The following is a 23,727-nucleotide window of genomic DNA, read 5'->3' on the forward strand; positions in this document are numbered from 1 at the left end:
TAACACAAAAAGCTGAAAGAATCAACAATTTGCCGCATGTGCTAAAAATAAGTCAGCGAAGACGGTCTTGAGGAGACCGTCTCGCCGCAAATTCTAGTCACCCTCCCCCGGCTCGGGAGAGAAAAATTTCTCGAATTTGCCTTCCACCCCGTCCATTTCCTTGGCTTCGGGCATTTCCGGCTTCTTCGCGGTGAGGTTCGGCCATTTAACGGCATATTCGGCGTTAAGTTCCAGCCATTTGTCGAGGCCCGGCTCCGTATCCGGCTTGATTGCCTCGGCGGGGCATTCTGGCTCGCACACGCCGCAATCGATGCACTCGTCAGGATTGATGACGAGCATGTTCTCGCCTTCGTAGAAACAATCGACCGGACAGACCTCGACGCAATCCGTGTATTTGCAGCGGATGCAGTTGTCGGTCACGACATAGGTCATATCAGGGACTCCTGAGACGGCTTTACGCATGATCCCGAAAGTTGCTTCACTTTGGATAAGATCATGCGATCAAATGAAATATGGCTGTGAGCTAACGCTTTTGTCGCCGCCTTGCAAGAGGAGGCACCAACCCACGCGGCACTACACCGCAGAACGCGAAATCATATCTGCTTGGGTGTGGAAAGGGGGAATATTTTACCGGAGTGCCAGGCATATGAGGGTTGGAAACGTCGCGCTCTACGTCGCCCCCCTCTGTCCTGCCGGACATCTCCCCCGCAAGGGGGGAGATCAGTCTTCATCGATGGCGGCGTTTAATTCTGCGACGTTGACGATTTGGCGAAAGCGGACGTGCCAGCCAATCTCCCCCCTTGCGGGGGAGATGTCCGGCAGGACAGAGGGGGGCGTGCCGGACACAACCTTCACGCTCTCACTCCAACTCCAAAGCGCCTACTCCATCTCCCCCCGCAGCCGATCGATCTCCCGCCGCTCCCGCTTGGTCGGACGCCCGCTGCCCGGCTCGCGAACCGGCGGAAGTTCCACCGCCGGGTCCTCACGCGGAGCAGGCTGCGGCGATATGTCCTCGTAGAGAAGCCGGGCTTCCTCTGCCGGGCCGCGCCGGTGGCCGGTGTCGAGCACCTTATAGACAAGAATGCGCCGGTCGAGCGTGACGGTCAGCACATCGCCGACCTTCACCAGATGCGACGCCTGATCGATCTTGTCGCGGTTGACCCGCACCCGGCCGCCCGCTGCGAGCTTCGCTGCAAGCGAGCGTGATTTGACGACGCGCGCGAAGAACAGCCATTTGTCAATGCGCTGCTTTTCGCCCACTGCCGTCATGATTTTATTTCTTCAGCTGCTCCCGGAGCGCCGCGAGCTTGGCGAAGGGTGAATCCGGATCGATCTTCACCGGGCGCTCCTGCCGTTGTTCGTGACGCTTGCCGCCGTCGCGGTTCTGATGATGCGGCTTGCCGCCATGGCCGCTCTTGCGCTGGTCGCGGCTGTCAGGCCGTTCTTCACCGCCCGGTGCCTTGTGGAAGCGCTTGCCATCCTTACCGCCCTGCTGCGGGCCTTTCTTGGCCCGGAAGTCGCGGCGCGGCTCGCCCTCGGCTTTCTCGCCGCCTCCGGCAGAACGGTTCTGATGGCCGCGCTGCCGGTTGCCCGCATGCTCTGGGCGACGCCCTTCGAAGCGGCCCTGCCGCCACAGGAGTACCGGCTTCGCTTCCTCCGCCACCGCTTCGGATGCGGCGGCAGACGTCGCTTCGATAGTTTCCGTGACAGGGGCAGGCGCCTCGGCCTTTTCCTCAGCCACAACGGGCCAATCACCCACCGGTTCCGCAGGCGGAACGGCGGGCTTGCCCGCGGCAGCGCCTGCCGCCTTGGCGGCTTCCGCTGCGGCCACGGCATCGAGCTCCGCCAGCTTGGCTGCGACCTGCGCCGCTTCCATCGGCTCGTTGCGATAGCCGAGGCCTTTCAGGATTTCTTCGATGTCGTCGGCGGTCGCGCCGAGAATGGACATCATCGGCGGCGTGACGATGAAACGGCTGCCGTCATAGGCCCCATCCGGACGCGGCCCCGAACCCGGCCGCCAGGCAAGCGCCGGACGGATGAGATCGGCGAGGCGCTCCAGAATATCGATGCGCACCGCGCGGCGGCCAAGCATGCGGAAACCTGCGAGCCGGTAGAAGGAAGGATCGAAAGAGGGATCGACCACGACGGAGGTACGGCCCGCCGCCAGCGCATGGACGACATCGCCATAGCCGGGACGCTCGCGCGCGTCTTCCTTCAGCGCCCAGAGAAGCGTGATCAGCCCTGCCGGGGCGGGCTTCAGCAGCGCCGGCACGAACACATGATAGGCGCCGAAGCGCACGCCAAGGCGACGCAGCGCAGCGCGTGAATCCTGATCGAGCCCGCGCACCTCTTCCGCCACATCGCGGCGCTGCAAGGTGCCGAAATTCTCGACAATGCGGAAGGCGAGCCCGCGCGTCATGCCGGTCAGCGCGTCGGCATTGGCAAGATCGAACAGCGGCTTCAACACCGTTTCCAGATGATGCGCCACGAAGCGGTCCACCCGCGCGGCGACCTTTTCGCGCGCCGGGCCCGTCAATTGCTCGTCCGCCAGCAGCACCGCGCGCGGCTTGAGCGGATCGTCGCCCGCGACAAGCATCGCCACGGTCGCGCCGATCCAGCGCAGCGCGCCATCGGAGCCAAGCGCGAAATCGCCATTGGCCGATGCGGCAAAGCGCTCGGCCCGGCGTTCGAACTCGGCGGCGAGCGCCTTTTGCGCGGCTTCCTTCAGCGCCTTGGCGTCGGCCCCCTCGGCCTTCGTGTCGGCGGTAAAACGGAACCCTTCCAATTGCCCGACATGGTGGCCTTCCACAAGGACATCACCGGACGGGCTGATTTCGGCTTCAAGCATGGCATTCTCTCTCAGGCGCTTCATAAGCACGCTTGTCCTGCGGTCTACAAAGCGTTTCGTCAACCGTTCATGTAGCGCATCGGACAGTCTGTCCTCTATTTCGCGCGTCTTTTCCTGCCAATGTGTCGGATCGGCAAGCCATCCGGGCCTGTGCGACACGAAAGTCCAGGTGCGAATCTGCGCGATGCGATGTGACAGCGTGTCGATCTCGCCATCGGTCCGGTCGGCCAGCCGCACCTGCTCGCTCATGTAGTTTTCGTCCACATGGCCGCGCCGAACGAGATCCTGATAAATCGAAGCGATGATGTCGGCATGTTGCGCGGGGGCAATCTTGCGATAGTCGGGCAAAGCGCAGGCATCCCATAGCTTCTCCACCCGCTCGGGCCTGTCCGCCAGCCGCGCGATGTCATTGTCGCGCGACAGATAATCGAGCGCCTGCGCATCCACGGCGGGCAGAGCGCGTACCAGCCCTTCCACCGGCGCCGGCACATCGATGGAGCGGCGCAGCGCCTCGATGGAGGAAAAATCGAACCGCGCCGTGCGCCATTGCAGCACCTTCACCGGATCGAAGGCATGGCCCTCGATCTTTTCGATGAGTTCGTTTTCGAACGGGTCCACCTGGCCGGTCACGCCGAATGTGCCGTCGCGCACATGCCGCCCGGCCCGGCCCGCAATCTGGCCAAGCTCGGCGGCGGTCAAATCACGGAACTGGTAGCCGTCGAACTTGCGGTTCTGGGCGAAGGCGACGTGATCCACATCGAGATTGAGGCCCATGCCGATGGCGTCGGTCGCGACCAGAAAATCCACATCGCCCGACTGGTAGAGCGCAACTTGCGCATTGCGGGTGCGCGGAGATAGCGCGCCCATCACCACTGCCGCCCCGCCGCGCTGGCGGCGGATGAGCTCAGCGATGGCATAGACCTCGTCCGCCGCGAAGGCGACGATGGCCGTGCGGCGCGGCAGGCGAGTGATCTTCTTCGAGCCGGCGTAAGCAAGGTGCGACAAGCGCGGGCGCGTGACGACGGAAATGCCGCGCAGCAGCTTTTCCAGAATGCCGCGCATGGTGGCCGCGCCGAGCAGCAGCGTCTCCTGCCGCCCCCGCAAATGCAGGATACGGTCGGTGAAGATATGGCCGCGTTCGAGATCGCTCGCGAGCTGTACCTCGTCGATGGCGACGAAGGCGGCATCGGTCGTGCGCGGCATCGCCTCGACGGTGCAGACCGAATAGCGCGCCCCCGGCGGCACGATCTTCTCCTCGCCCGTCACCAGTGAGACATTGGCCGCCCCTGCCCGCTCGACGATGCGGCCATAGACCTCCCGCGCGAGCAGCCGCAGCGGCAGGCCGATAATACCGCTTTCATGCGCCAGCATCCGCTCGATGGCCAGATGCGTCTTGCCCGTATTGGTCGGCCCCAGCACGGCGGTAACGTCGCGGCCGGAGAGGATGAGAGGCAATTCGTTTGCGGGATGATGGTTCATGACTCGAACGACCAAAATTCTACTCGTGCCCTCTGCGTAGCACTATCGGCGGCGCGCCGAAACCCATGATTGCGCGCTCACATCGCCTGTCGTTAAGAAACGGAACGTGAACGGAACGAATCGGCGACGAATCATTGACTTGCATCGATTCCCGCTTTGTTCACGGCGATATGTGGTGGAAGTCGAGCCTTGCATCACCAGATGCTGAATCGCGGGACGGCAGGAGAGGTCATGGGCGGGTATGGCCATTAACCTTTGACGTTTGCCTGTTGGTACAAAATTTTCCGCTGTTTCAAATTTTAGTAAAATCGCAATAATCCCTTATGGAAGATTAAAGCCACGAGCGATGAGGATGAGCTGTCCCGTTAACCCCTCGACCAAACGCCGAACGAATCGGCGACGAATCGGCTTTTCATCCATTTTCTTGGTTTGTTCTCACTACATATAGTGCGCCGATGGCGGGGTATTGGTATAAAACAGCGACGATTTCGCGCTGGCGGTCATTTCCAGCGAGCCGGGCGTTAACCACTTGTGCCGTTTTGGGGCAGATAGCGCCGACGCCCTCCCTCCCCCTTGCGGGGAGGGGAAGGCGCCGGCGCCCTCAAACCATATACTGCCCGCCATTGGCCGCGATGGTCGACCCCGTAATAAACCCCGCCTCATCCGACGCCAGAAACACCGCGATCCGTGCGATTTCCTCCGGCTCGCCGAGCCGCCCCACCGGAATATGCGGCAGGATGCGCTCGTTGAGCACCGTCTCGTCGATGGCGCGGACCATCTCCGTGCCGATATAGCCGGGCGCGATAGCATTGACGGTGATGCCCACCCGCGCGCCTTCCTGCGCCAGCGCCTTGGTGAGGCCGATATCGCCAGCCTTGGCGGCGGAGTAATTCGCCTGCCCCGCCTGGCCCTTCTGGCCGTTGACCGAGGAAATGTTGATAATACGGCCAAATTTACGCTCCCGCATGCCCGGCCAGACCCGATGCGCCATGTTGAAGACGCCGTTGAGATTGGTGTCGATTACCTCTTTCCACTGCTCCACCGTCATCTTGTGGAACATCGCGTCGCGGGTAATCCCGGCATTGTTGACAAGCACTTCGATAGGTCCGATCTCTGCCTCCACCCGCGCGATGCCGCCCACGCAAGCTTGATAGTCCGAAACATCCCAGCGGTAGATCGGAATCCCGTTTTCCTTGCTGAAGCGCTCCGCCATATCGTCATCGCTGAAGTAATTGACCGCGACCCGGTAATCGGCCTTGCGTAACGCGATTGCGATGGCCGCGCCGATCCCGCGCGAACCGCCTGTGATAAGTGCGACTCGTTGCATTTTTCTTCCATTTTGGCCGTCTATGCTACCGGCATTCTGGCAACAATGAGTCTTTAAAATGGCGCTTCAGAGACGCTCGACGCATAGCGCGATGCCCATGCCGCCCCCGATGCAGAGCGTCGCGAGACCCTTCTTCGCCTGCCGACGCCTGAGTTCATAAAGCAGCGTGGTCAGAACCCGAGCCCCCGACGCGCCGATGGGATGGCCGATGGCGATGGCCCCGCCGTTCACATTAACTATGTCTGGATCAAGTCCGAGCTCGCGCACCACCGCGCAGGATTGCGCCGCGAAAGCCTCATTGGCTTCGACGAGATCGAGATCTCCGACGCCCCAGCCCGCCTTTTCGAGCGCCTTCTTGGTCGTCGGAATCGGCCCCGTCCCCATGATCGCCGGATCGACCCCAGCCGTCGCCCACGAGACGATGCGCGCCAGCGGCTCGATCCCGCGCCGTTCCGCTTCGGCCTCGGTAAGGAGAACAACCGCCGCCGCCCCGTCATTGATTCCGGACGCATTGCCCGCCGTCACCGAGCCCTGCCCGTCGAAGGCCGGCTTCAGCTTGGCGAGCGTATCGAGCGTCATCCCATGACGGATATGCTCGTCCTCGGACACCACCGTCTCGCCCTTGCGCGTCTTCACCGTGAAGGGCACGATCTCGTCGCGGAACCGCCCCTCCTTCTGCGCCGCTTCCGCCTTATGCTGCGAGGCGAGGGCGAATTCATCCTGCTCCTCCCGGCTGAGCTGCCACTGCCGGGCGATGTTTTCCGCAGTGATTCCCATATGATAGCCATGGAAGGCGTCGGTGAGGCCGTCTTTCAGCATGGTGTCGACCAGCTTGAAATCGCCCATCTTCACCCCGCCGCGCAAATGTGCTGCATGCGGCGCCATCGACATGGATTCCTGCCCGCCCGCGACGACGATCCGCGCATCGCCCAGCGCAATCTGCTGCATGCCCGCCGCGACCGCGCGCAGGCCCGAACCGCAAAGCTGGTTGAGCACGAGGGCGGTGGCTTCCTTGGGCAATCCCGCCGCCATTGCCGCCTGCCGCGCCGGATTCTGCCCCTCGCCCGCCGTCAGCACCTGGCCGAGAACCACCTCATCCACCTCATCAGCCTCGATGCCCGCGCGCGCCAGCGCCTCCCGGATCGCCGCGGCGCCCAGCTCATGCGCGAAGATATTGGCGAAAGCGCCGTTGAACGAGCCGACGGGCGTGCGCACCGCGCTGGCGATGACGACATGGCCGTTTCCGGTCTTATGCATGAAATTCCTCCTGTTTTGGGACCCAAGATGAAACGGGAAAGGGCGGCTTGGCAAGGGCGGCGCACAATAGAATGGCGCTCATCGGTCTCGCATCGCACAAACGCTTTGATCTATGCGGATTTTAGCCCTATTCTTCGTTCCGGGGAGAATTTCAGCTTCATGGGGTGCGGGGGAGGTTGAGTGTGACAAAGACAGGCCAAAAAACTGGCCCAACCATCATCAAGAAATACGCCAATCGCCGGCTCTACAACACCGGCACGAGCACCTATGTCACGCTGGAAGATCTGGCGGCGATGGTGAAGAAGGGCGAGGAGTTCACCGTCCAGGACGCCAAGACCGGCGAAGACATCACCCATAGCGTGCTGACGCAGATCATCTTCGAACTGGAGAACGACAAGGACAGCCAGTACATGCTGCCCATCTCCTTCCTGCGGCAGCTGATCGCTTTCTATGGGGACCAGATGCAGATGGTCCTGCCGAGCTATCTGGAACAATCCATGGCTGCCTTCTCCAAAGAGCAGGAGCGGATGCGCGAGCAGATGGCGTCGACTTTCGGAAAGTCCTCGACCGATTTCATGCGCAACTTCCCCACCAAGCTGATCGAAGAGCAGGTGCGCCGGAACACCGAGATATTCGCCCAGGCGATGCGCATGTTCAGCCCCTTCCCGATGGGCGACGCGCCCAATGGCAGGGCAGAGCCGAAGAAGGACGAACCCGAGACGGCCAGGCCCTCCAGCGACGAACTGCGCGAATTGAAGGAACAGATCGCCGCCATGCAGCGCAAGATCGACGAGATCGCGAAGTAGTTTTGCGTCCTGCGACAAACAGTTTTTCCATCGGCTACCGGATTTTGCCGTGCAATCGCCGCCGCGCGCGATAAAAAGCTGAAATGGAAATGTCGGCGCTCACCGTCACCCCCCTCTGTCCTGCCGGACATCTCCCCCATAAGGGGGGAGATTGGCTGGGAGTTCTGCTTTCGCCAATCGTCAATGTTGCAGAATGATGTGCCGTCTTCGATGAAGGCCAATCTCCTCCCTTGTGGGGGAGATGCCCGGCAGGGCAGAGGGGGGTGTTCCGCGCAGACCTATAAATATCGCATCCTATAAAAAAGGAGAACACCATGCACCTCACACTCGACAAGGCCAATGAGATCATCACGGGCGCGTTTGCCAAGGCGAAGGCGTTGGGGCTGAAGCCGCTCGTCGTCGCCGTCTATGATGCCGGCGGTCATTTGAAGGCGTTTCAGCGGCAGGACGGCACCTCGATCCTGCGTTTCGAGATCGCCTCGGGCAAGGCTTTCGGCGCACTCGCCGTAGGCGCGGGCTCGCGCTGGCTGCACAACCAGGCAAAAGACCGCCCGCATTTTCTGGAAGGCCTCTCCGGTGTCTCGGGCGGCCGCATCGTGCCGGTGCCGGGCGGCGTGCTGATCAAGGACGGTTCGGGCGAGATCCTCGGCGCGGCGGGCATTTCCGGCGACACGTCGGATAATGACGAAACGGCTGCAGTCGCGGGGATCGAGGCGGCGGGGTTTGTGGCGGACGCGGGTTGAGATATCGCGCCCCTCCCTCCCCCTTTGCGGGGGTGAGGAGCGGTCGGCCGAAGGCCGAGGAAAAGCCAACGATTTGGCTTTTCCAGCGACGAACGGCCCGAAGAGTCGGGTGGGGGCGGTGACGTTTGCGCGACGTTTGTCAGCAAAAGAGCCAAGCGTCACCACCCCCATCCGCCCGCTGACGCGGGCACCTTCCCCGCAAGGGGAAGGGAGACGCGCCAAGCCGACGAACCGTCAAACAAAAAAACCGGCCCCAAGGGCCGGTCTTTTCATTCGTCACACCAGAATCGAAACTCAGTCCTTCGGCGTCAGCACCTGACGGCCGCGATACATGCCGGTCTTCAGGTCGATATGGTGCGGGCGGCGCAGTTCGCCGGAGTTCTTGTCCTCGACATAGGTCGGGGCCTTCAGCGCATCGGCCGAACGGCGCATGCCGCGCTTCGACGGAGAGGTCTTTCGTTTAGGTACAGCCATGGATTCAGCTCCACTGATCGGTCAACAAAGGTCCGGCCCGGCCCCGGCGGAGCCTGTCACATCGGACAAAATTCCGGAAAGTCCGCGTGCCTATACACGCAATATGTGGCCTTGACCAGAGTGCCGCTTATTTTTTTGCGGTAAATCCGTGCATTATTGCACACAGCCGACATAAGGCCCCGCGTCCCTTGCTCGCGCCTCGATGATACGGGCGATCCGCTGCATTCCGCGGCTGGGCTTTGCCGGGTTGCGCAGGATCGGATTGGGCAATGTCGCGGCCAGCAGCGCGGCCTGCCGCGCCGTCAGCCGCGCGGCGGAACGGCCGAAATGATGCTGCGCCGCAGCCTCCGCGCCATAGATGCCCGGCCCCCACTCGGCAATGTTGAGATAGATTTCCATCACCCGCCGTTTGGGCAGGATGGTATCGGCGGCCATCGCCAGCGGAAACTCCAGCGCCTTGCGAAGATAGGAGCGGCCATTCCAGAGAAAAAGATTCTTCACCGTCTGCATGGTGATGGTCGAGGCGCCGCGCGTCCGCTCCCCTTCCGCCGCCTGGTCCAGCACCAGATCGAGCTGGCGCCAGTCAATGCCCGCGTGACGGCAGAACTGGCCGTCCTCCGACATCATCACCGAATTGACGAGCACGGGCGATATCTCGTCGATGGGTGTCCATTGCCGCTCATAGCCGCCCAGCACGACCGCATCGCGCAGCATGAGCGTGGAGACCGGATGAACGAAGGGAATGAGATAGACGAGAAGAAGCAGGAGCGGAGCGAAGAAGACAACGAGCAAAAGCCTCCCGAACCCACGCAGCAGCCGCGTGTGAATCGGATCGGCCAAATATCCTCTGCCCCCCCTCTCCCTGATCACCACTTTCGCCACGCGCCTTGCCCATCTGCAACCCTCTCCCGCATAGAACATTCCAATCGAAGATTGAACCCGTCGCCGGCGAAAAGCCCTGATTATTGGGAGTATAACGTCCTTATGCCGAATTCGATCACGTCTGATTGATAAGTTTTCCCGTCACGCGACAGTTCGATGAAAAAAATCGGGCCCCGCAACGGACCGGTTGACCGGCGCGCGGCTTTCGTCCATGCCGGACGGATGGCTACTGATATCCTTCGCCCCGATTTCGCAACCGCTTTGGCCTCGCGCGCCCGTCTGGTGGAAGCCGCGCTTGAGACGCTGCTAGACGCCCACGCGCGCAATGGCGAGATCGCCAGGCCTGACCGGCTCATGGCCGCGATGCGCCATGGCGTCCTCAATGGCGGCAAGCGCCTCCGTCCCTTCCTGCTGATGGAAAGCGCCGCCCTCTTCGCCGCCGACAAGGAGCCGGCGCTGCGCGTCGCCGCCGCGCTTGAATGCATCCATTGCTATTCGCTCGTTCATGACGATCTGCCGGCCATGGACAATGACGATGTCAGGCGCGGCCAGCCGACCGTGCACAAGGCCTTCGACGAGGCGACAGCGATCCTCGCGGGCGACGGCCTGTTGACCTATGCCTTCGAGATCGTCGCCAGCGAAGAAACCGCCCTGCCCGCGCAGACACGGGTGACGCTCGTCGCCGCCCTTGCCCGCGCAGCGGGGCTCGGCGGCATGGCTGGTGGCCAGATGCTCGACCTCTCGGCTGAAACCCGCAAGCCCGATGAAAGCGGCATCATCACGCTGCAGGCGATGAAGACCGGTGCGCTCATCCGCTTCGCCTGCGAGGCGGGCGCCATCATCGGCAATGCCGTTCCCGAAGACCGCGAGCGCCTCGCCGAATATGGCAGCGCCATCGGCCTCGCCTTCCAGCTCGCCGACGATCTTCTCGACGTGACATCGGACGCGGCAGCGATGGGTAAGGCAACCGGCAAGGACGCCGCGGCAGGCAAGGCCACGCTCGTCTCGCTGCACGGCGTCGACTGGACGCGGAAACAATTGCGCGGCCTTGTCGAGCAGGCTGAGATGCTGCTGGAGCCGTTTGGGGCGGAGGCGGCGCTGTTGAAACAGGCGGCGCGGTTTATCGCGGATCGGGAGAGTTAACCCGTCGTGACAAAACCCCGCTCCTGAAAATACCGCTCCAGCGGCGGCACATCGGCTGACGGCTCCGCGAGCGCGACATAGGTATCGGGCCGCAGCAGATAGGCGGCATCGCGTTGCAATCCCGCCGCGCCATGCCGCTCGGTCCAGCCGAACACGCGCAGCGCTATGGCGCGCGTCTCACACCATGCCGCAAGTTCCGGCTTGGCTTCGCCATAGACATGGACCTGCCAGCCAATCGCTGCTAGCGGCTCGTAATTGTCTTTTCCATCAACCCGCACGAATGGCAAACGGTCGCCGCCGCTCACCTTTCCCGCCGTCCCGGCGCTGAGCGGGCTCTCGGGATAGCTGATCATGGTTTGCGAGACGAGGCGGAATATCATCTCGCGCGTGGGTTCGAAACCATAGGCGATCTTGGCGAATATCGGAGCAATCCGCGTCCGCACGAATTCGGCGAAGCTGCCCCTCGCGGTGACAAAGGTGAACGCCCGGTCAGTGGTTTCGACCAGCTTGCGCGCGAAAACGGCGCGCTCGGCCTCGTAACTGTCGAGGAGGCTATCGGGAGCCTCGCCCTTGATGACCGCAGCGAGTTTCCAGGCAAGATTGATCGAATCGCCGATGCCCGTATTCATCCCCTGTCCGCCCGCCGGGCTGTGCACATGAGCAGCGTCGCCCAGCAGAAAGACATTGCCATGGCGAAAGCGATCGGTGACGCGGTGGTGGACATGGTAGGTCGAGAACCAGTTGACCTTTTCCACCTCGATATCAAGCGCGCGGACCGCCCCGAGCCCGACATCCTCGAAGGTCAGGGTTCCGGCGCCTCCCACGCGCTCCGGCAGCACGGTGCCGACAAAGCGCAGCTTGCCGGGCTCGCCATAAGGCGCGACCAGAACGAAATCCGGTCCTTCGAAGCTGATATTGATCTCGCCATTGGAAAGGCTGGATTTGCCGTCGACATCCGCGACATAGAAAAGCTGCTCATAGGTGCCGCCCTCGAAACCGGCGCCGAGAACATGGCGCACGGTGGAACGCGCGCCATCGCAGCCGGCCAGATAACGGGCCCGGCACTTTGCTTCGCTGCCATCGGGCAGCCTTACCCGTGCTTCGACACCCGTTCCTTGATCGACAAAATCTAGGAGCTCCGTCTCCCGCTCAACCACAATCCCCCTCGCCGCGAGCCGCTCGACCAGAAAGCGCTCGTGTAAATCCTGCGGATAGATCAAGACATAAGGATATGGCGTGATATCCTCGCCGGCATCCATGAAGGCAATAGTCGCTCGACGCTTGCCATTGGTCCATATCTGCAAGCCTTCGGTTTTATGGCCCCCGGCAATGACACCATCGGCGAGATCAAGTTGCCGGTAGAGCTCCAGTGTTCGGGCCTGAACGACCATCGCGCGGGAGGTAGCGCCGGGCCCGCTGGATTTATCGATGATGCGCACCCGCGCGCCCTGCGCATCGAGCCACAGGGCGAGGGCAAGCCCGGTAGGACCTGCCCCGACGATCAAGACATCTGCCTGCGTCATGCCCTCTCCTTCCCACTTCTGTTGCGGAGAAATGACCCGCGTTCTCGCGAGAGGAACAGGCAATATGCTATATCGTCCTTACCCCCTCGTTACGTCGAAGCCAAACAGGCCACCCGGTCGCCTACTCGTCCTCTTCCCGCACCTTCACGATAACCACATCGTCGGCTGTCAGCAAACGGCCGTCCTGCGCCCGCACATTGAGCGGCGCGACTTCCTGCCCGGTGAACCGGTCCACCAGACGGGAATGCTCCTCCTCGGGCATAAACAGATATTTCTCGCCCCATTGCCGCAAGGCGACGATGACGGGCAGCAGATCGCGGCCCTTGAGGGTGAGCCGGTACTCCTGATGGGCGCCGCCCTTCGGATCGTCCGCCATCTCCAGAATACCTTCGCCCGTCAGCTTGCGCAGCCGGTCCGCCAGAATATTCCGAGCGATGCCGAGATTTTTCTGGAACGCGCTGAACCGCGTCACCCCGTCGAAGGCTTCACGCACGATCAAAAGCGACCACCAGTCGCCGATGACATCCAGCGACCGCGCGCTCGGGCAGTAATCCCCTTTCATGCTCTTCTTGCGGACCATCGCGGCTTCCCTCATCGCAATAATGGTTGCATTATAAAACTGTTTTCGCTACAAGCAAAATGGTTTCATTTTAAAACCAAATTGCGGGAGTCTATCATGTCCGGTCCATATCACGCGGCGGCAACGCCGGCCGCGAACCCTGTCGCACGTCCATCACTCTCCTCCGCCACGCTGTTGCTCTTCGCCGTGGCGAGCGGCCTCGCGGTCGCGAATGTCTATTTCGCTCACCCTCTCCTCGATGTCATGGCTGACGATCTCGGCCTCGAGCGCGCCACAGCGGGGCTGATCGTCGCCGCCAGCCAGGTTGGCTACGCGCTCGGGCTCATTTTCCTGGTGCCGCTTGGCGATCTCTTCGACCGCCGCAGGCTCATCATCGGCCATTTCCTGCTTTCGGGTTTCGCCCTCTCGGCCATCGGCTTTGCTGGAAATTCCACATTGCTGCTCATGTCCATGGCGGCGATGGGCCTGCTCGCGGTGGTGACGCAGGCGCTGGTCGCCTATGCCGCCAGCCTCGCCGACCCGGCGCGGCGCGGCCATGTGGTCGGCATCGTCACCAGCGGCATCGTGCTCGGCATATTGCTTGCCCGCGCCGTCGCAGGCGCGCTGACCGACATTGCCGGCTGGCGAAGCGTCTATTTGAGCTCGGCCATCCTCACGCTCCTGATCGCCTTGCTTCTCTGGCGCAACCTGCCACGCCAGAAGCGGAATCCCACCGCCCTTTCGTATCCGGCGCTGATCCTGTCGCTCGCGACGCTTTTCCGGCAGGAGCCGGTGCTGCGCATCCGCGCCATCATCGCCATGCTGATTTTCGCCAACATAACCACGCTTCTCGCCCCGCTGGTGATGCCGCTGAGCGCCCCACCCTTCGAACTGAGCCATGCTGAAATCGGTCTCTTCGGCCTTGCCGGCGCGGCAGGCGCACTCGCCGCCTCGCGGGCGGGCAGCGTAGCCGACCGCGGCCACGCCCAGCGCATGACGGGCATCGCGCTTCTGCTGATGCTTCTTGCCTGGGGACCGATCGCCTTGCTGGGACACTCGCTGCTGTGGCTGATCGCCGGGGTGCTGGTGATCGATTTCGGCTTGCAGGCGGTGCATGTCACCAATCAGGCGATGATCTACCGCGTACGCCCCGACGCGCAAAACCGCCTGACCGCAGCCTATATGGTCTTTTATTCCATCGGCAGCGCCAGCGGCTCGGCCATTTCCACCTGGGTTTACGCCCATGCGGGCTGGAACGGCGTCTGCCTGCTTGGCGCAGGGATCAGCCTTGCCACACTCTCCTTCTGGGCAGCAACCCTCAGGGCGACGCCGGAAGCCGCCACGCGCCCTTTATCAAGCCACTAATCAGTTCTGGCCGGAAGCGAGCTTCTGGCCAATACCGAAGCGGTTCTCGATATAATCCGCCACCATCTTCTGGAATTCCTGCGCGATGCCGGGGCCGCGTAACGTCGTCACCTTCTTGCCATCGACAAACACCGGAGCCGATGGCGTCTCGCCCGTGCCGGGCAGCGAAATGCCAATATCGGCATGTTTCGATTCGCCGGGTCCATTGACGATGCAGCCCATCACCGCCACCTGCAACGCCTCGACACCGGGATATTTCTCCCGCCACACCGGCATATTGGCGCGGATATCATTCTGGATCGTCTGCGCCAGTTCCTGAAATACGGTGGAGGTCGTGCGCCCGCAGCCGGGGCAGGCCGCAACGATGGGCACGAACTGGCGGAAGCCCATGGTCTGCAAGAGCTCCTGCGCCACCTGCACCTCCCGGGTGCGGTCGCCGCCCGGCTCCGGCGTCAGCGAAATGCGGATCGTGTCGCCGATGCCCTGCTGCAGGAGAATGCCCATCGCGGCGGACGAAGCGACGATGCCCTTGCTGCCCATGCCGGCCTCGGTCAAGCCCAGATGCAGCGCATGGTCGGAGCGCTTGGCAAGTTCCGTATAGACCGCGATCAGGTCCTGCACCTGGCTGACCTTGGCCGACAGAATGATCTTCGAGCGCGGCAGGCCGATTTCCTCCGCCAGTGCCGCCGAGATGAGCGCCGATTGCACGATGGCCTCGCGCATGACTTCCTGCGCCGTCAGCTTCCAGCCTTCGGTCTGGTTGCGGTCCATCAGCGTGGTCAGGAGTTCCTGATCAAGCGACCCCCAATTGACGCCGATGCGCACCGGCTTGTCATAGCGGATCGCCATCTCCACGATATCGGCGAACTGCTTGTCCTTCTTGTCCTTGAAGCCGACATTGCCGGGATTGATGCGGTATTTCGCCAGCGCCTCGGCACAGGCCGGATGATCGGCCAAGAGCTTGTGGCCGATATAGTGGAAATCGCCGACAAGCGGCACATCATGGCCCAGCCGATCCAGCCGCTCGCGGATTTTCGGCACCGCCGCCGCCGCCTCGTCGCGGTCGACGGTGATGCGCACGATCTCCGAGCCCGCGCGATGCAGCGCGGCCACCTGTGCCACCGTCGCGTCCACATCCGCCGTATCCGTATTGGTCATCGACTGCACGACGACAGGTGCGCCGCCGCCGACCATCACGCCGCCGACCATCACGCCAACCGAGGTGCGGCGGGGGAACGGGTGGGAGAAATAGCTTGGAGTTTCAGGTGCCATGGGTCGCATTCATCTATTCGGCATGTCTGAACGCCGTTCTATACTCTTTGAGCGTCCTGCGCCACCACCTCATGATGCTCGCCCGCATCCGCATAGCGCGCGAGGCGTGAGAACACCAGCACCACCGCCTGCAACAGCGGCAGCGCGGCGAACACCGCCGAAAACCCGGTATGCTCAGCGATGAAGCCGATGGTGGACGGCGCGAACAGGATGCCCGAATAGCCGAGCGTGGTGGCGATGGAAATACCGACACCCGGCGCCATGCCCGGCAGATTGCCGGCGATGGAGAAGACGATGGGCACCATGTTGGAAATGCCGATGCCGCAAAGCGCGAAGCCGATGATAACCATGGTGGGATCGGAGGCAAACGCCGCAAACAGCATTCCCGCCATGGCGATGAGCGTGCATACCCGCAGCGTCTTCACCGCGCCGAACCGGTCGCGCACCAGATCGCCCGCAAAGCGCATGATCGCCATGGTCAGCGAGAAGGCCGCGAAGCCGAGGCCAGAGACGGCCGCCGTCGCACCCAGATCCTGCGTCAGGTAAAGCGCGCTCCAGTCGAGCACCGCGCCCTCCGGAACCATGCAGAACAACGCCATCGCGCCCACCAGCCAAGGCAGAGGCTTTAGCGGTAGCCTCGCGCGCGCCGGGCCGCTCTCTTCCTTCGCCGGACGATCCATGAGCACGATGGGCCACGCGATGGCAAGCACGATGGCCGCAATGACCGTCGCCACCATGGCATGGATTGCGGTGCCGGAATGCTCGATGAGGAACCCGCCGAGCCCCGCGCCGAGAAGACCGCCAAGGCTCCAGAAGGCGTGACAGGACGACATGATGGCGCGGCGCATCTTGCGCTCCACCGCCACGGCATTGGCGTTCATCGCCACGTCCATCGCCCCGACGAACCCGCCGAAGAGAAGGATCGCAATGGCGGCGGCCCATACGCTTTGCGTGAATGTGAGCGCCAGCAACGACGGAAGCAGCAGCACCGCCGTCACCTTGGAAACCATAGCGCTCCCGAACCGCGCGATCTGCATGCCCGCGACGGGCATCATGGCGAGCGAGCCGAGGCCGAAGGCGAAAATCATCAGCCCGAGCTCAGTCTTGCTAAGCGCGAGCCGCTCAGCGAACTCAGGAATTTTCGGCGCCCAGTTTCCCATCATGAAGCCGTTCATCAGGAAGAGCAGCCATATGGCCAGCCTCTCCTTCGGCAGATAGCCCGACCGCGCCGCCTCGCCCGGGGCGGTTTCCACGCGCATTTCCATGTTTCTCTCCCAACTCAAGCCTTGCCGGCCTTGATGATATCGACGCCCAGCGCCGCAATTGTTTCGATGATGGCGCCGTCCGCATCCGCTTCGACAATGAGCCGCCCGCATTCGCTCAAATCGATCACATCATGCGGCGCGGCGGTGCCCAGCTTCTCGTTCGTCGCAGTGGTCATCACCGAGCGGCTGCGCCGGGCGATGGTCCGCTTGAATTCGGCATCCTCCAGATGGAACGCGGTGATCCCCGCTTCTGCATCGACCCCGCAAGCGCCAAGAAGGCAGAGATCGGGCCGCAGCCGTTCCGCATCAGCCAGCGCCCGGCTCCCCAGCGCCCCGCCGACGCGCCGGTCGATGGCGCCGCCGATGAGGATGACATCGACGCTTTCCATCAGCACCGAGGCGATGGGCGGCGCATTGGTCACCACCGTAACGCCGGGCACACCCAAAATTTCCCGCGCAATGGCGAGATTGGCCGAGGATGCGTCGAGGAAGACCAGCATCCCCGGCTCAATGAACTGCATAGCCGCTTGCGCCAGCGCGCGCTTACGCTCCGGCTGTTCCGCCGCCCGCTCGGTGAAAGGTGCTGTGGGCGGAATGGCGAGCGCCCCGCCATAAACCCGCCGGCAAAGCCCCGCCGCCGCCATCTCGCGCAAGTCCCGCCGGATCGTGTCTTCCGAAACGGAAAACTCCGTCGCCAGCTCACCCGCCAGCACCTTCCCCGACGCCGCCAGTTTCTCCGCGATCCGCGCCTGCCGCTCCTGTAACAGAAAATCCGATCCGCTCATGCCAGCCCTTAATCATGCATGAACATGCATGAACATGCATGAACATGCATGACGCATAGCGGCATTGGGCGTGGCTGGCAAGGGCCCATCGAAATAATTCCCGATCACCGCCATCTGTGATAGGGTTCAATCCTGACAGGCTGTTTCAGATGAGAGGCCCCATGCGCAGCACACAGCAGTTGAAAATCACCCTGCCGGACGACATGGCGCAAATGGTGAAGGACAAGGTATCCTCGGGCGAATATGCCAGCGAGAGCGAGGTTATCCTCGACGGATTGTACGCCTTGCAGGAACAGGAAAGCCCTCACGAGGGCGACCCGGCGTTTGAACACTGGCTGCGGACGGAAGGCGTTGCGGCTTATGACGAGATGAAGGCGGACCCATCAAGGGGAGTGACGGCGGAAGAAGTGTTGGCGTCGTTGGAGGCTGCGCGTCAGTCAAGAGCCTAGTCTAAAAGATTACGTTTGAAGGAATCGCCTGCACGGCATTTTTGCCGTTGTTGTTATGGATAGGGAGAGGAATGGATCCCAGTGACAAGCACTGGGATGACGGATGGGGTGGCTGTTCTCGATAATCTCCGACCGTTCCGCATGCCACGACGGTTGCCAGTTGGGCAAATACCTCTCCACCTCGTCATCCCAGTGCTTGTCACTGGGATCCATTCCTCTACGGTACAGTTACCACCAACGACGAAGATCAAGCTTCGTTGCTTCCGTCTGAAAACAAAATGCTTTAATTGACGGGAGCATGAAGCGCCCCGCGCGGCGCGGATCGGTTCGCACTCTCCTTCCCCCTTGCGGGGAAGGTGCCCGCGTTAGCGGGCGGATGGGGGTGGTGACGACTGTGCTTTTTTTGACGAACGTGGTGCAAGCGTCGCTACCCCCATCCGTCTGCTCCGCAGACACCTTCCCCGCAAGGGGGAAGGAGGGCGCGAGCCGCCTCACCCAAACACCACCAGCAAATCCTTCGCGTCGATCTGGTCGCCCGTGCGCACCAGCACCTCGGCGATCACGCCGTCCTTCTCGGCATGAATGGCCGTTTCCATCTTCATAGCCTCGATGGAGACGAGCACGTCGCCGGCCTTCACCGTCTGGCCCGCCGCCACAGCCACGGTCGAGACGATCCCCGGCATCGGCGCGCCGATCTGGGCTTCATTGCCGGGTTCGGCCTTGCGTCTGACGCCATTGCCCGCCGCGCCCTTGGCCCGGTTCGGCACCTTCACGCGGCGCGGCTGGCCGTTGAGTTCGAAGAACACGGTGACCATGCCCTTTTCATCCGTTTCGCCCATCGCCTGGTTGCGGATGACCAGCGTCTTGCCGCGTTCGAGATCGACGAACACCTCCTCCTCAGGCGCCAGCCCGTAGAAATAGACCGGCGTCGGCAGCACGCTCGTCGGGCCATAGGTTTCCTGAGCCGTCGCGTAATCGGTGAACACCTTGGGATACATGAGATAAGAGGCGAACTCGCGGTCGCTGACCTTGCGCCCGAGCTTTTCCTCGATCTCCTTGCGCTCCTTGTCCAGATCGGCCGGCGCAAGCAGCGAGCCGGGCCGCACCGTAAACGGCTTCTCGCCCTTCAGCACCTTCTTCTGCAAAGCCTCCGGCCAGCCCGAGGGCGGCTGTCCCAGATCGCCGCGCATCATCGAAACGACCGAATCCGGAAAAGCGATGTCCTTTTCCGGGTTCTCCACATCGGCAACGGTCAGATCCTGGCTCACCATCATCAGCGCCATGTCGCCCACTACCTTGGAGGACGGCGTGACCTTGACGATATCGCCGAACATGCGGTTGACGTCGGCATAGGCCTGCGCCACCTCGTGCCAGCGGGTTTCCAGCCCCAGCGACCGCGCCTGCTCCTTCAAATTGGTGAACTGGCCGCCCGGCATTTCATGGAGATAAACCTCCGAGGCCGGCCCCTTCAGATCGCTTTCGAAGGCGGCGTATTGGTTGCGCACCGCCTCCCAATAAAAGGAAATCTTGCGGATCCATTCGGGGTCGAGGCCGGGATCGCGGTCCGTGTCGCGCAGCGCCTCGACAATGGAGCCGAGGCAGGGCTGCGACGTGTTGCCGGAAAGCGCGTCCATCGCCGCATCGACCGCATCGACGCCCGCCTCCACCGCCGCCAGCACCGTCGCGGCGGAAATGCCCGATGTGTCATGGGTATGGAAATGGATCGGCAGATCGGTCGCCTCGCGCAATGCCTTAAAAAGCGTCTTCGCCGCCGCCGGTTTCAACAGCCCGGCCATATCCTTAATGGCGATGATATGCGCGCCCGCCTTCTCTACTTCCTGAGCAAGCCCGACATAATATTTCAGATCATATTTCGGCCGGGCGGCGTTGAGGATATCGCCGGTATAACAGATCGCCGCCTCGCAGAGCTTGTCCTCTTCGAGGATCGCATCCATCGAGACGCGCATATTCTCGACCCAGTTCAGGCTGTCGAACACGCGGAACAGGTCGATGCCGCCGCGCGCCGCCTCCCGCACGAAATACTTCACCACATTGTCGGGATAGCTCTTGTAGCCGACGCCGTTCGCCCCGCGCAGCAGCATCTGTAGCAGGATATTCGGCGCACCCTCGCGGATGAGCGCCAGCCGCTCCCACGGGTCTTCGGTGAGGAAGCGCATGGCCACGTCGAAGGTCGCCCCGCCCCAGCATTCGAGCGAAAAGAGATCGGGCAGCGCACGGGCATAGGTTCCGGCGATACGCGCGATGTCATAGGTGCGCATGCGCGTGGCGAGCAGCGACTGGTGCCCGTCGCGCATCGTCGTGTCGGTGATGAGCACCCGCTTCTCATTGCGCATCCATTCGGCGAAGCGCTTCGGCCCCAGCGCATCGAGCCGCTGCTTCGTGCCCTCTCGCAGCTTGCCATCGGGCACATGCGGCACCTTCGGCCAGGCGGCGTCCGCCGGCGGCCGGGCGCGGCCCTTGGTCTCGGGATGGCCGTTGACGGTGACATCGGCGAGATAGGTCAAAAGCTTAGTGGCGCGGTCCTGCCGCTTCACCTGCTCGAAGAGTTCGGGCGTGTTGTCGATGAACTTCGTCGTATATTCATTCGCGCGGAACTGCGGATGGGTGATGATCGCTTCGAGGAAAGTAAGGTTGGTTGCCACGCCGCGAATGCGGAACTCGCGCAGCGCCCGGTGCATCCGGTCGATGGTCTCATCCGGCGTCGGCGCCCATGCGGTGACCTTCTCCAGCAGCGGATCGTAGAAACGCGTTATCACCGCGCCCGAATAGGCCGTGCCGCCATCGAGCCTGATACCGAAGCCGGTCGCGCCGCGATAGGCGGTGATGCGGCCATAATCCGGGATGAAATTTTGCTCCGGGTCTTCCGTGGTGATGCGGCATTGGAGGGCATGGCCGTTCAAGCGGATGTTCGCCTGATCGGGCACGCCCGATTCCGGCGATCCGATGGCCGCGCCTTCCAGAATGCGGATTTGCGCCTTGACGATGTCGATACCCGTCACCTGCTCGGTGACGGTATGCTCGACCTGAATGCGCGGATTGACCTCGATGAAATAGAATTTGCCGGTATCGGCATCCATCAGGAATTCGACCGTCCCCGCGCCGATATAGTCCGTCGCCTGGGCGATCTTAAGCGCGTAGCCGGCAAGCTCCTTTCGCTGTTCGTCGCTGAGATAGGGTGCAGGCGCGCGCTCCACGACCTTCTGGTTGCGCCGCTGGATCGAGCAATCGCGCTCGAAGAGATGCACGGCATTCCCGTGCGTATCGCCGAGAATCTGCACCTCGACATGGCGGGCGCGTTCCACCAGCTTTTCGAGATAGACCTCGTCCTTGCCGAAGGCTGCCTTCGCCTCGCGCTTGGCCTCGGTCACCTCCTTGGCGAGATCGTCGGCGGAGCGGATGACACGCATCCCCCTGCCCCCGCCGCCCCAGGAGGCCTTGAGCATCACAGGATAGCCAATCTTCTCGGCCATTGCCTTGACCGCATCCATATCGTCAGGCAGCGGCTCAGTCGCGGGCACGACGGGAACGCCGATCTCGATGGCGAGATTGCGCGCCGCCACCTTGTTGCCCAGCCGCCGCATCGTCTCGGGGCTAGGCCCGATGAAGACGACGCCATTTTCGGCGCAAGCCTCCGCAAACTCGGGGCTTTCCGACAACAGACCGTAGCCCGGATGGATGGCATCCGCGCCGGAAAGCTTAGCCACCCGGATCACTTCGTCAATCGACAAATAGCTTTCGATCGGCCCGAGATCGCGCGGCAAATGCGGCCCTCGCCCGACCTGATAGCTTTCATCCGCCTTGAAGCGGTGCAGCGCGAGCTTGTCCTCCTCCGCCCAGATGGCGACCGTTTTCAGCCCCAGCTCATTGGCCGCGCGAAAGACGCGGATGGCGATTTCGGACCGGTTGGCGACGAGGATCTTCTTGATCGGCAAGGCAGGTCTCCCAAACTGCAAGCATGACTATAGGCTTGGCAGGCGAGACCGACTCCGGACATGTTTTATTGTTATCGGTTTCGGGCGAAACCGGTCCCCGCTAAAGCCGGCTTCATGCTTACACGTAAAATGCTGCAGCGCAAACGGAGTGTGAGGGGGCGAGCTCTTTTTCGTAAAACGCCCGCTGGGCGGTGCTCCGCGCCCTCCCTCCCCCCTGTGGGGAGGGTGGCCCGAAGGGTCGGGTGGGGGTGGTGACGTTTCGCCACTGCCTCCAGCAAAAGCGCAAACGTCACCACCCCCATCCGCCCGCTAACGCGGGCACCTTCCCCGCAAGGGGGAAGGAGGGCGCCCGCCCGTATAACAAAATGCCCGGCGCAATGGCCGGGCATCTCATTAATCCTCAGGTAGCAACTTACTGCTGCACGTAGGTATACTTCCCGTCCGCGCCCTTCTGCCACTTGTACATGACATAGCCCGGGAGCTTCGGGTCGCCCTTGGCGTCGAAGGAGATATCGCCCAGAACGGTCTTGAAGGTGCCGCTCTTCAGCGCCTTCGCCACTTCCTGCGGGTCGTTCGACTTGGCGGCCTTGGCAGCCTCGGCAATCGCCTGCACGCCGGCATAGGAGTAGAGCGTGTAGGCTTCCGGCTCGAAACCGGCGTCGCGGAACTTCTTCACCAGCTCGGCATTGGCCGGGTTGGTGCGGGGATCGGGACCGAAGGTGTTGAGCGTTCCGGCAACCGCGTCACCGGCGATCGAGGCCAGCTCGTTGGAGACGATGCCGTCACCGGAGATGAACTGCACTTTCAGACCCTGATCGGCGAGCTGGCGCATGATCAGGCCGGCTTCGGTGTGGAGGCCGCCCCAGTAGAGAACGGTCACGCCCGCCTGCTTCAGCTTGGCAATGAGGGCCGAGAAATCCTTCTCGCCGACATTCACGCCTTCATAGACCGCTTCCTTGATCCCGGCGCCATTGAGCGCCTTCTTGGTTTCGTCGGCAAGGCCCTGGCCATAGGGGGTCTTGTCATGGATGACGGCGATCTTCGCATCCTTGAAATGGTCGGCGATATATTTGCCGGCAATGGTGCCCTGCTGGTCGTCGCGGCCGCAGGTGCGGAAGGTGTTCCACAGGTCGCGGTCGGTATAGACGGGGTTGGTGGCGGCGGGAGACATTTCGAGAATGCCGTTTTCGGCATAGACTTCCGAGGCCGGGATGGAGACGCCCGAATTGAAGTGGCCGATGACGAACTTCACGCCCTCTGCAGCGAATTTGTTGGCAACCGAGATGCCCTGCTTGGGATCGGAAACATCATCGCCGATGGTGATGGCGATCTTCTCGCCATTGATGCCGCCAGCGTCGTTGATCTCCTTGATGGCCGCCTCGGCGCCCTTCTGGATCTGCGCGCCATAGACGGCGTTCGGGCCGGTGATCGGCGCGCCGATGCCGAACAGCACGTCGGCGAAGGCGCTGCCGCTGAACGCCACCATGGCCGCCAGCGCCACGCCGGAAAACAGTGATTTCTTCATGCGAATGACTCCCATTCTTTTGACACCCCATGCGACGCCCCACGCATCGCTTGGCTCACAGATTTGCCGATT

18 protein-coding genes and 1 pseudogene are annotated in these 23,727 nt (G+C 62.6%); 5 read left to right on the top strand and 14 right to left on the bottom strand.

Annotated elements, in window-relative coordinates:
* Window positions 1–93: 93 nt before the first annotated feature.
* From fdxA to ACOWVG_RS08380, 5 genes and pseudogenes are all read right to left on the bottom strand, one after another.
* Window positions 94–432, bottom strand: a complete 339-nt coding sequence (fdxA, locus tag ACOWVG_RS08360) for a ferredoxin FdxA (protein WP_420961380.1) — start codon at window positions 430–432, stop codon at window positions 94–96.
* 447 nt (window positions 433–879) lie between these two features.
* On the bottom strand, window positions 880–1,269 hold the full coding sequence (locus ACOWVG_RS08365; RefSeq protein WP_420961381.1) for an RNA-binding S4 domain-containing protein: 390 nt from the start codon (window positions 1,267–1,269) through the stop codon (window positions 880–882).
* Between the two features lie 189 nt (window positions 1,270–1,458).
* Window positions 1,459–4,327 (bottom strand): annotated as a pseudogene (locus tag ACOWVG_RS08370) (helicase-related protein); the annotation flags it as partial.
* A 601-nt stretch (window positions 4,328–4,928) separates the two neighbouring features.
* The gene (phbB, locus tag ACOWVG_RS08375) at window positions 4,929–5,654 is read right to left on the bottom strand and encodes an acetoacetyl-CoA reductase (RefSeq protein ID WP_420961383.1); all 726 of its coding nucleotides are present in this window, start codon (window positions 5,652–5,654) and stop codon (window positions 4,929–4,931) included.
* 66 nt (window positions 5,655–5,720) lie between these two features.
* Complete coding sequence (locus ACOWVG_RS08380; RefSeq protein WP_420961384.1) at window positions 5,721–6,911, bottom strand: acetyl-CoA C-acetyltransferase; 1,191 nt, start codon at window positions 6,909–6,911, stop codon at window positions 5,721–5,723.
* A 182-nt stretch (window positions 6,912–7,093) separates the two neighbouring features.
* Between ACOWVG_RS08380 and phaR the strand changes: the two genes are divergently transcribed.
* Both phaR and ACOWVG_RS08390 read left to right on the top strand, forming a co-directional pair.
* The gene (gene phaR, locus ACOWVG_RS08385) at window positions 7,094–7,717 is read left to right on the top strand and encodes a polyhydroxyalkanoate synthesis repressor PhaR (protein ID WP_420961386.1); all 624 of its coding nucleotides are present in this window, start codon (window positions 7,094–7,096) and stop codon (window positions 7,715–7,717) included.
* Window positions 7,718–8,031: 314 nt separating this feature from the next.
* Complete coding sequence (locus ACOWVG_RS08390) at window positions 8,032–8,460, top strand: GlcG/HbpS family heme-binding protein (RefSeq protein ID WP_420961388.1); 429 nt, start codon at window positions 8,032–8,034, stop codon at window positions 8,458–8,460.
* 294 nt (window positions 8,461–8,754) lie between these two features.
* Here ACOWVG_RS08390 and rpmF read toward each other — a convergent pair whose 3' ends face one another.
* The gene (gene rpmF, locus ACOWVG_RS08395; RefSeq protein WP_188824491.1) at window positions 8,755–8,934 is read right to left on the bottom strand and encodes a 50S ribosomal protein L32; all 180 of its coding nucleotides are present in this window, start codon (window positions 8,932–8,934) and stop codon (window positions 8,755–8,757) included.
* Window positions 8,935–9,087: 153 nt separating this feature from the next.
* Window positions 9,088–9,816, bottom strand: coding sequence for a monofunctional biosynthetic peptidoglycan transglycosylase (mtgA, locus tag ACOWVG_RS08400; protein ID WP_420961390.1), 729 nt, complete (start codon window positions 9,814–9,816; stop codon window positions 9,088–9,090).
* A 222-nt stretch (window positions 9,817–10,038) separates the two neighbouring features.
* Here mtgA and ACOWVG_RS08405 point away from each other — a divergent pair, with 222 nt between their 5' ends.
* Window positions 10,039–10,959, top strand: a complete 921-nt coding sequence (locus ACOWVG_RS08405) for a polyprenyl synthetase family protein (protein WP_420961669.1) — start codon at window positions 10,039–10,041, stop codon at window positions 10,957–10,959.
* On the opposite strand, the gene ACOWVG_RS08410 is transcribed toward ACOWVG_RS08405, so the two are convergent.
* Both ACOWVG_RS08410 and ACOWVG_RS08415 read right to left on the bottom strand, forming a co-directional pair.
* Complete coding sequence (locus ACOWVG_RS08410; RefSeq protein ID WP_420961392.1) at window positions 10,956–12,482, bottom strand: FAD-dependent oxidoreductase; 1,527 nt, start codon at window positions 12,480–12,482, stop codon at window positions 10,956–10,958. The genes ACOWVG_RS08405 and ACOWVG_RS08410 overlap by 4 nt on opposite strands.
* A 121-nt stretch (window positions 12,483–12,603) precedes the next feature.
* Entirely contained in the window at window positions 12,604–13,062 is a 459-nt protein-coding gene (locus ACOWVG_RS08415; protein ID WP_420961393.1) for a winged helix-turn-helix transcriptional regulator, read from the bottom strand.
* Between the two features lie 96 nt (window positions 13,063–13,158).
* On the opposite strand from ACOWVG_RS08415, the gene ACOWVG_RS08420 reads away from it, so the two are divergent.
* Window positions 13,159–14,406 carry an MFS transporter gene (locus ACOWVG_RS08420; RefSeq protein WP_420961394.1) on the top strand — a complete coding sequence of 416 codons (1,248 nt, stop codon included), beginning with the start codon at window positions 13,159–13,161 and terminating at the stop codon, window positions 14,404–14,406.
* Here the strand turns inward: ACOWVG_RS08420 and ispG are convergent, their stop codons facing one another.
* From ispG to ACOWVG_RS08435, 3 genes are read right to left on the bottom strand one after another with little or no spacing between them, the layout of a single operon-like run.
* Window positions 14,407–15,678 (bottom strand): flavodoxin-dependent (E)-4-hydroxy-3-methylbut-2-enyl-diphosphate synthase, encoded by a 1,272-nt coding sequence (gene ispG / locus ACOWVG_RS08425; protein WP_420961396.1) that lies wholly within the window; start codon window positions 15,676–15,678, stop codon window positions 14,407–14,409.
* Between the two features lie 38 nt (window positions 15,679–15,716).
* Window positions 15,717–16,943: an MFS transporter gene (locus tag ACOWVG_RS08430; protein WP_420961397.1), complete on the bottom strand. Its 1,227-nt coding sequence runs from the start codon at window positions 16,941–16,943 to the stop codon at window positions 15,717–15,719.
* Window positions 16,944–16,957: 14 nt separating this feature from the next.
* Complete coding sequence (locus ACOWVG_RS08435) at window positions 16,958–17,728, bottom strand: DeoR/GlpR family DNA-binding transcription regulator (RefSeq protein ID WP_420961398.1); 771 nt, start codon at window positions 17,726–17,728, stop codon at window positions 16,958–16,960.
* A 161-nt stretch (window positions 17,729–17,889) separates the two neighbouring features.
* Between ACOWVG_RS08435 and ACOWVG_RS08440 the strand changes: the two genes are divergently transcribed.
* On the top strand, window positions 17,890–18,177 hold the full coding sequence (locus ACOWVG_RS08440) for a ribbon-helix-helix domain-containing protein (RefSeq protein WP_420961400.1): 288 nt from the start codon (window positions 17,890–17,892) through the stop codon (window positions 18,175–18,177).
* A 491-nt stretch (window positions 18,178–18,668) separates the two neighbouring features.
* On the opposite strand, the gene pyc is transcribed toward ACOWVG_RS08440, so the two are convergent.
* Both pyc and ACOWVG_RS08450 read right to left on the bottom strand, forming a co-directional pair.
* Complete coding sequence (pyc, locus tag ACOWVG_RS08445) at window positions 18,669–22,130, bottom strand: pyruvate carboxylase (RefSeq protein ID WP_420961402.1); 3,462 nt, start codon at window positions 22,128–22,130, stop codon at window positions 18,669–18,671.
* A 412-nt stretch (window positions 22,131–22,542) separates the two neighbouring features.
* The gene (locus ACOWVG_RS08450) at window positions 22,543–23,655 is read right to left on the bottom strand and encodes a branched-chain amino acid ABC transporter substrate-binding protein (protein WP_420961404.1); all 1,113 of its coding nucleotides are present in this window, start codon (window positions 23,653–23,655) and stop codon (window positions 22,543–22,545) included.
* Between the last annotated feature and the right edge of the window lie 72 nt (window positions 23,656–23,727).

The sequence above is a fragment of the Brucella sp. IR073 genome (assembly GCF_049065735.1).
GTDB lineage: Bacteria > Pseudomonadota > Alphaproteobacteria > Rhizobiales > Rhizobiaceae > Paramesorhizobium.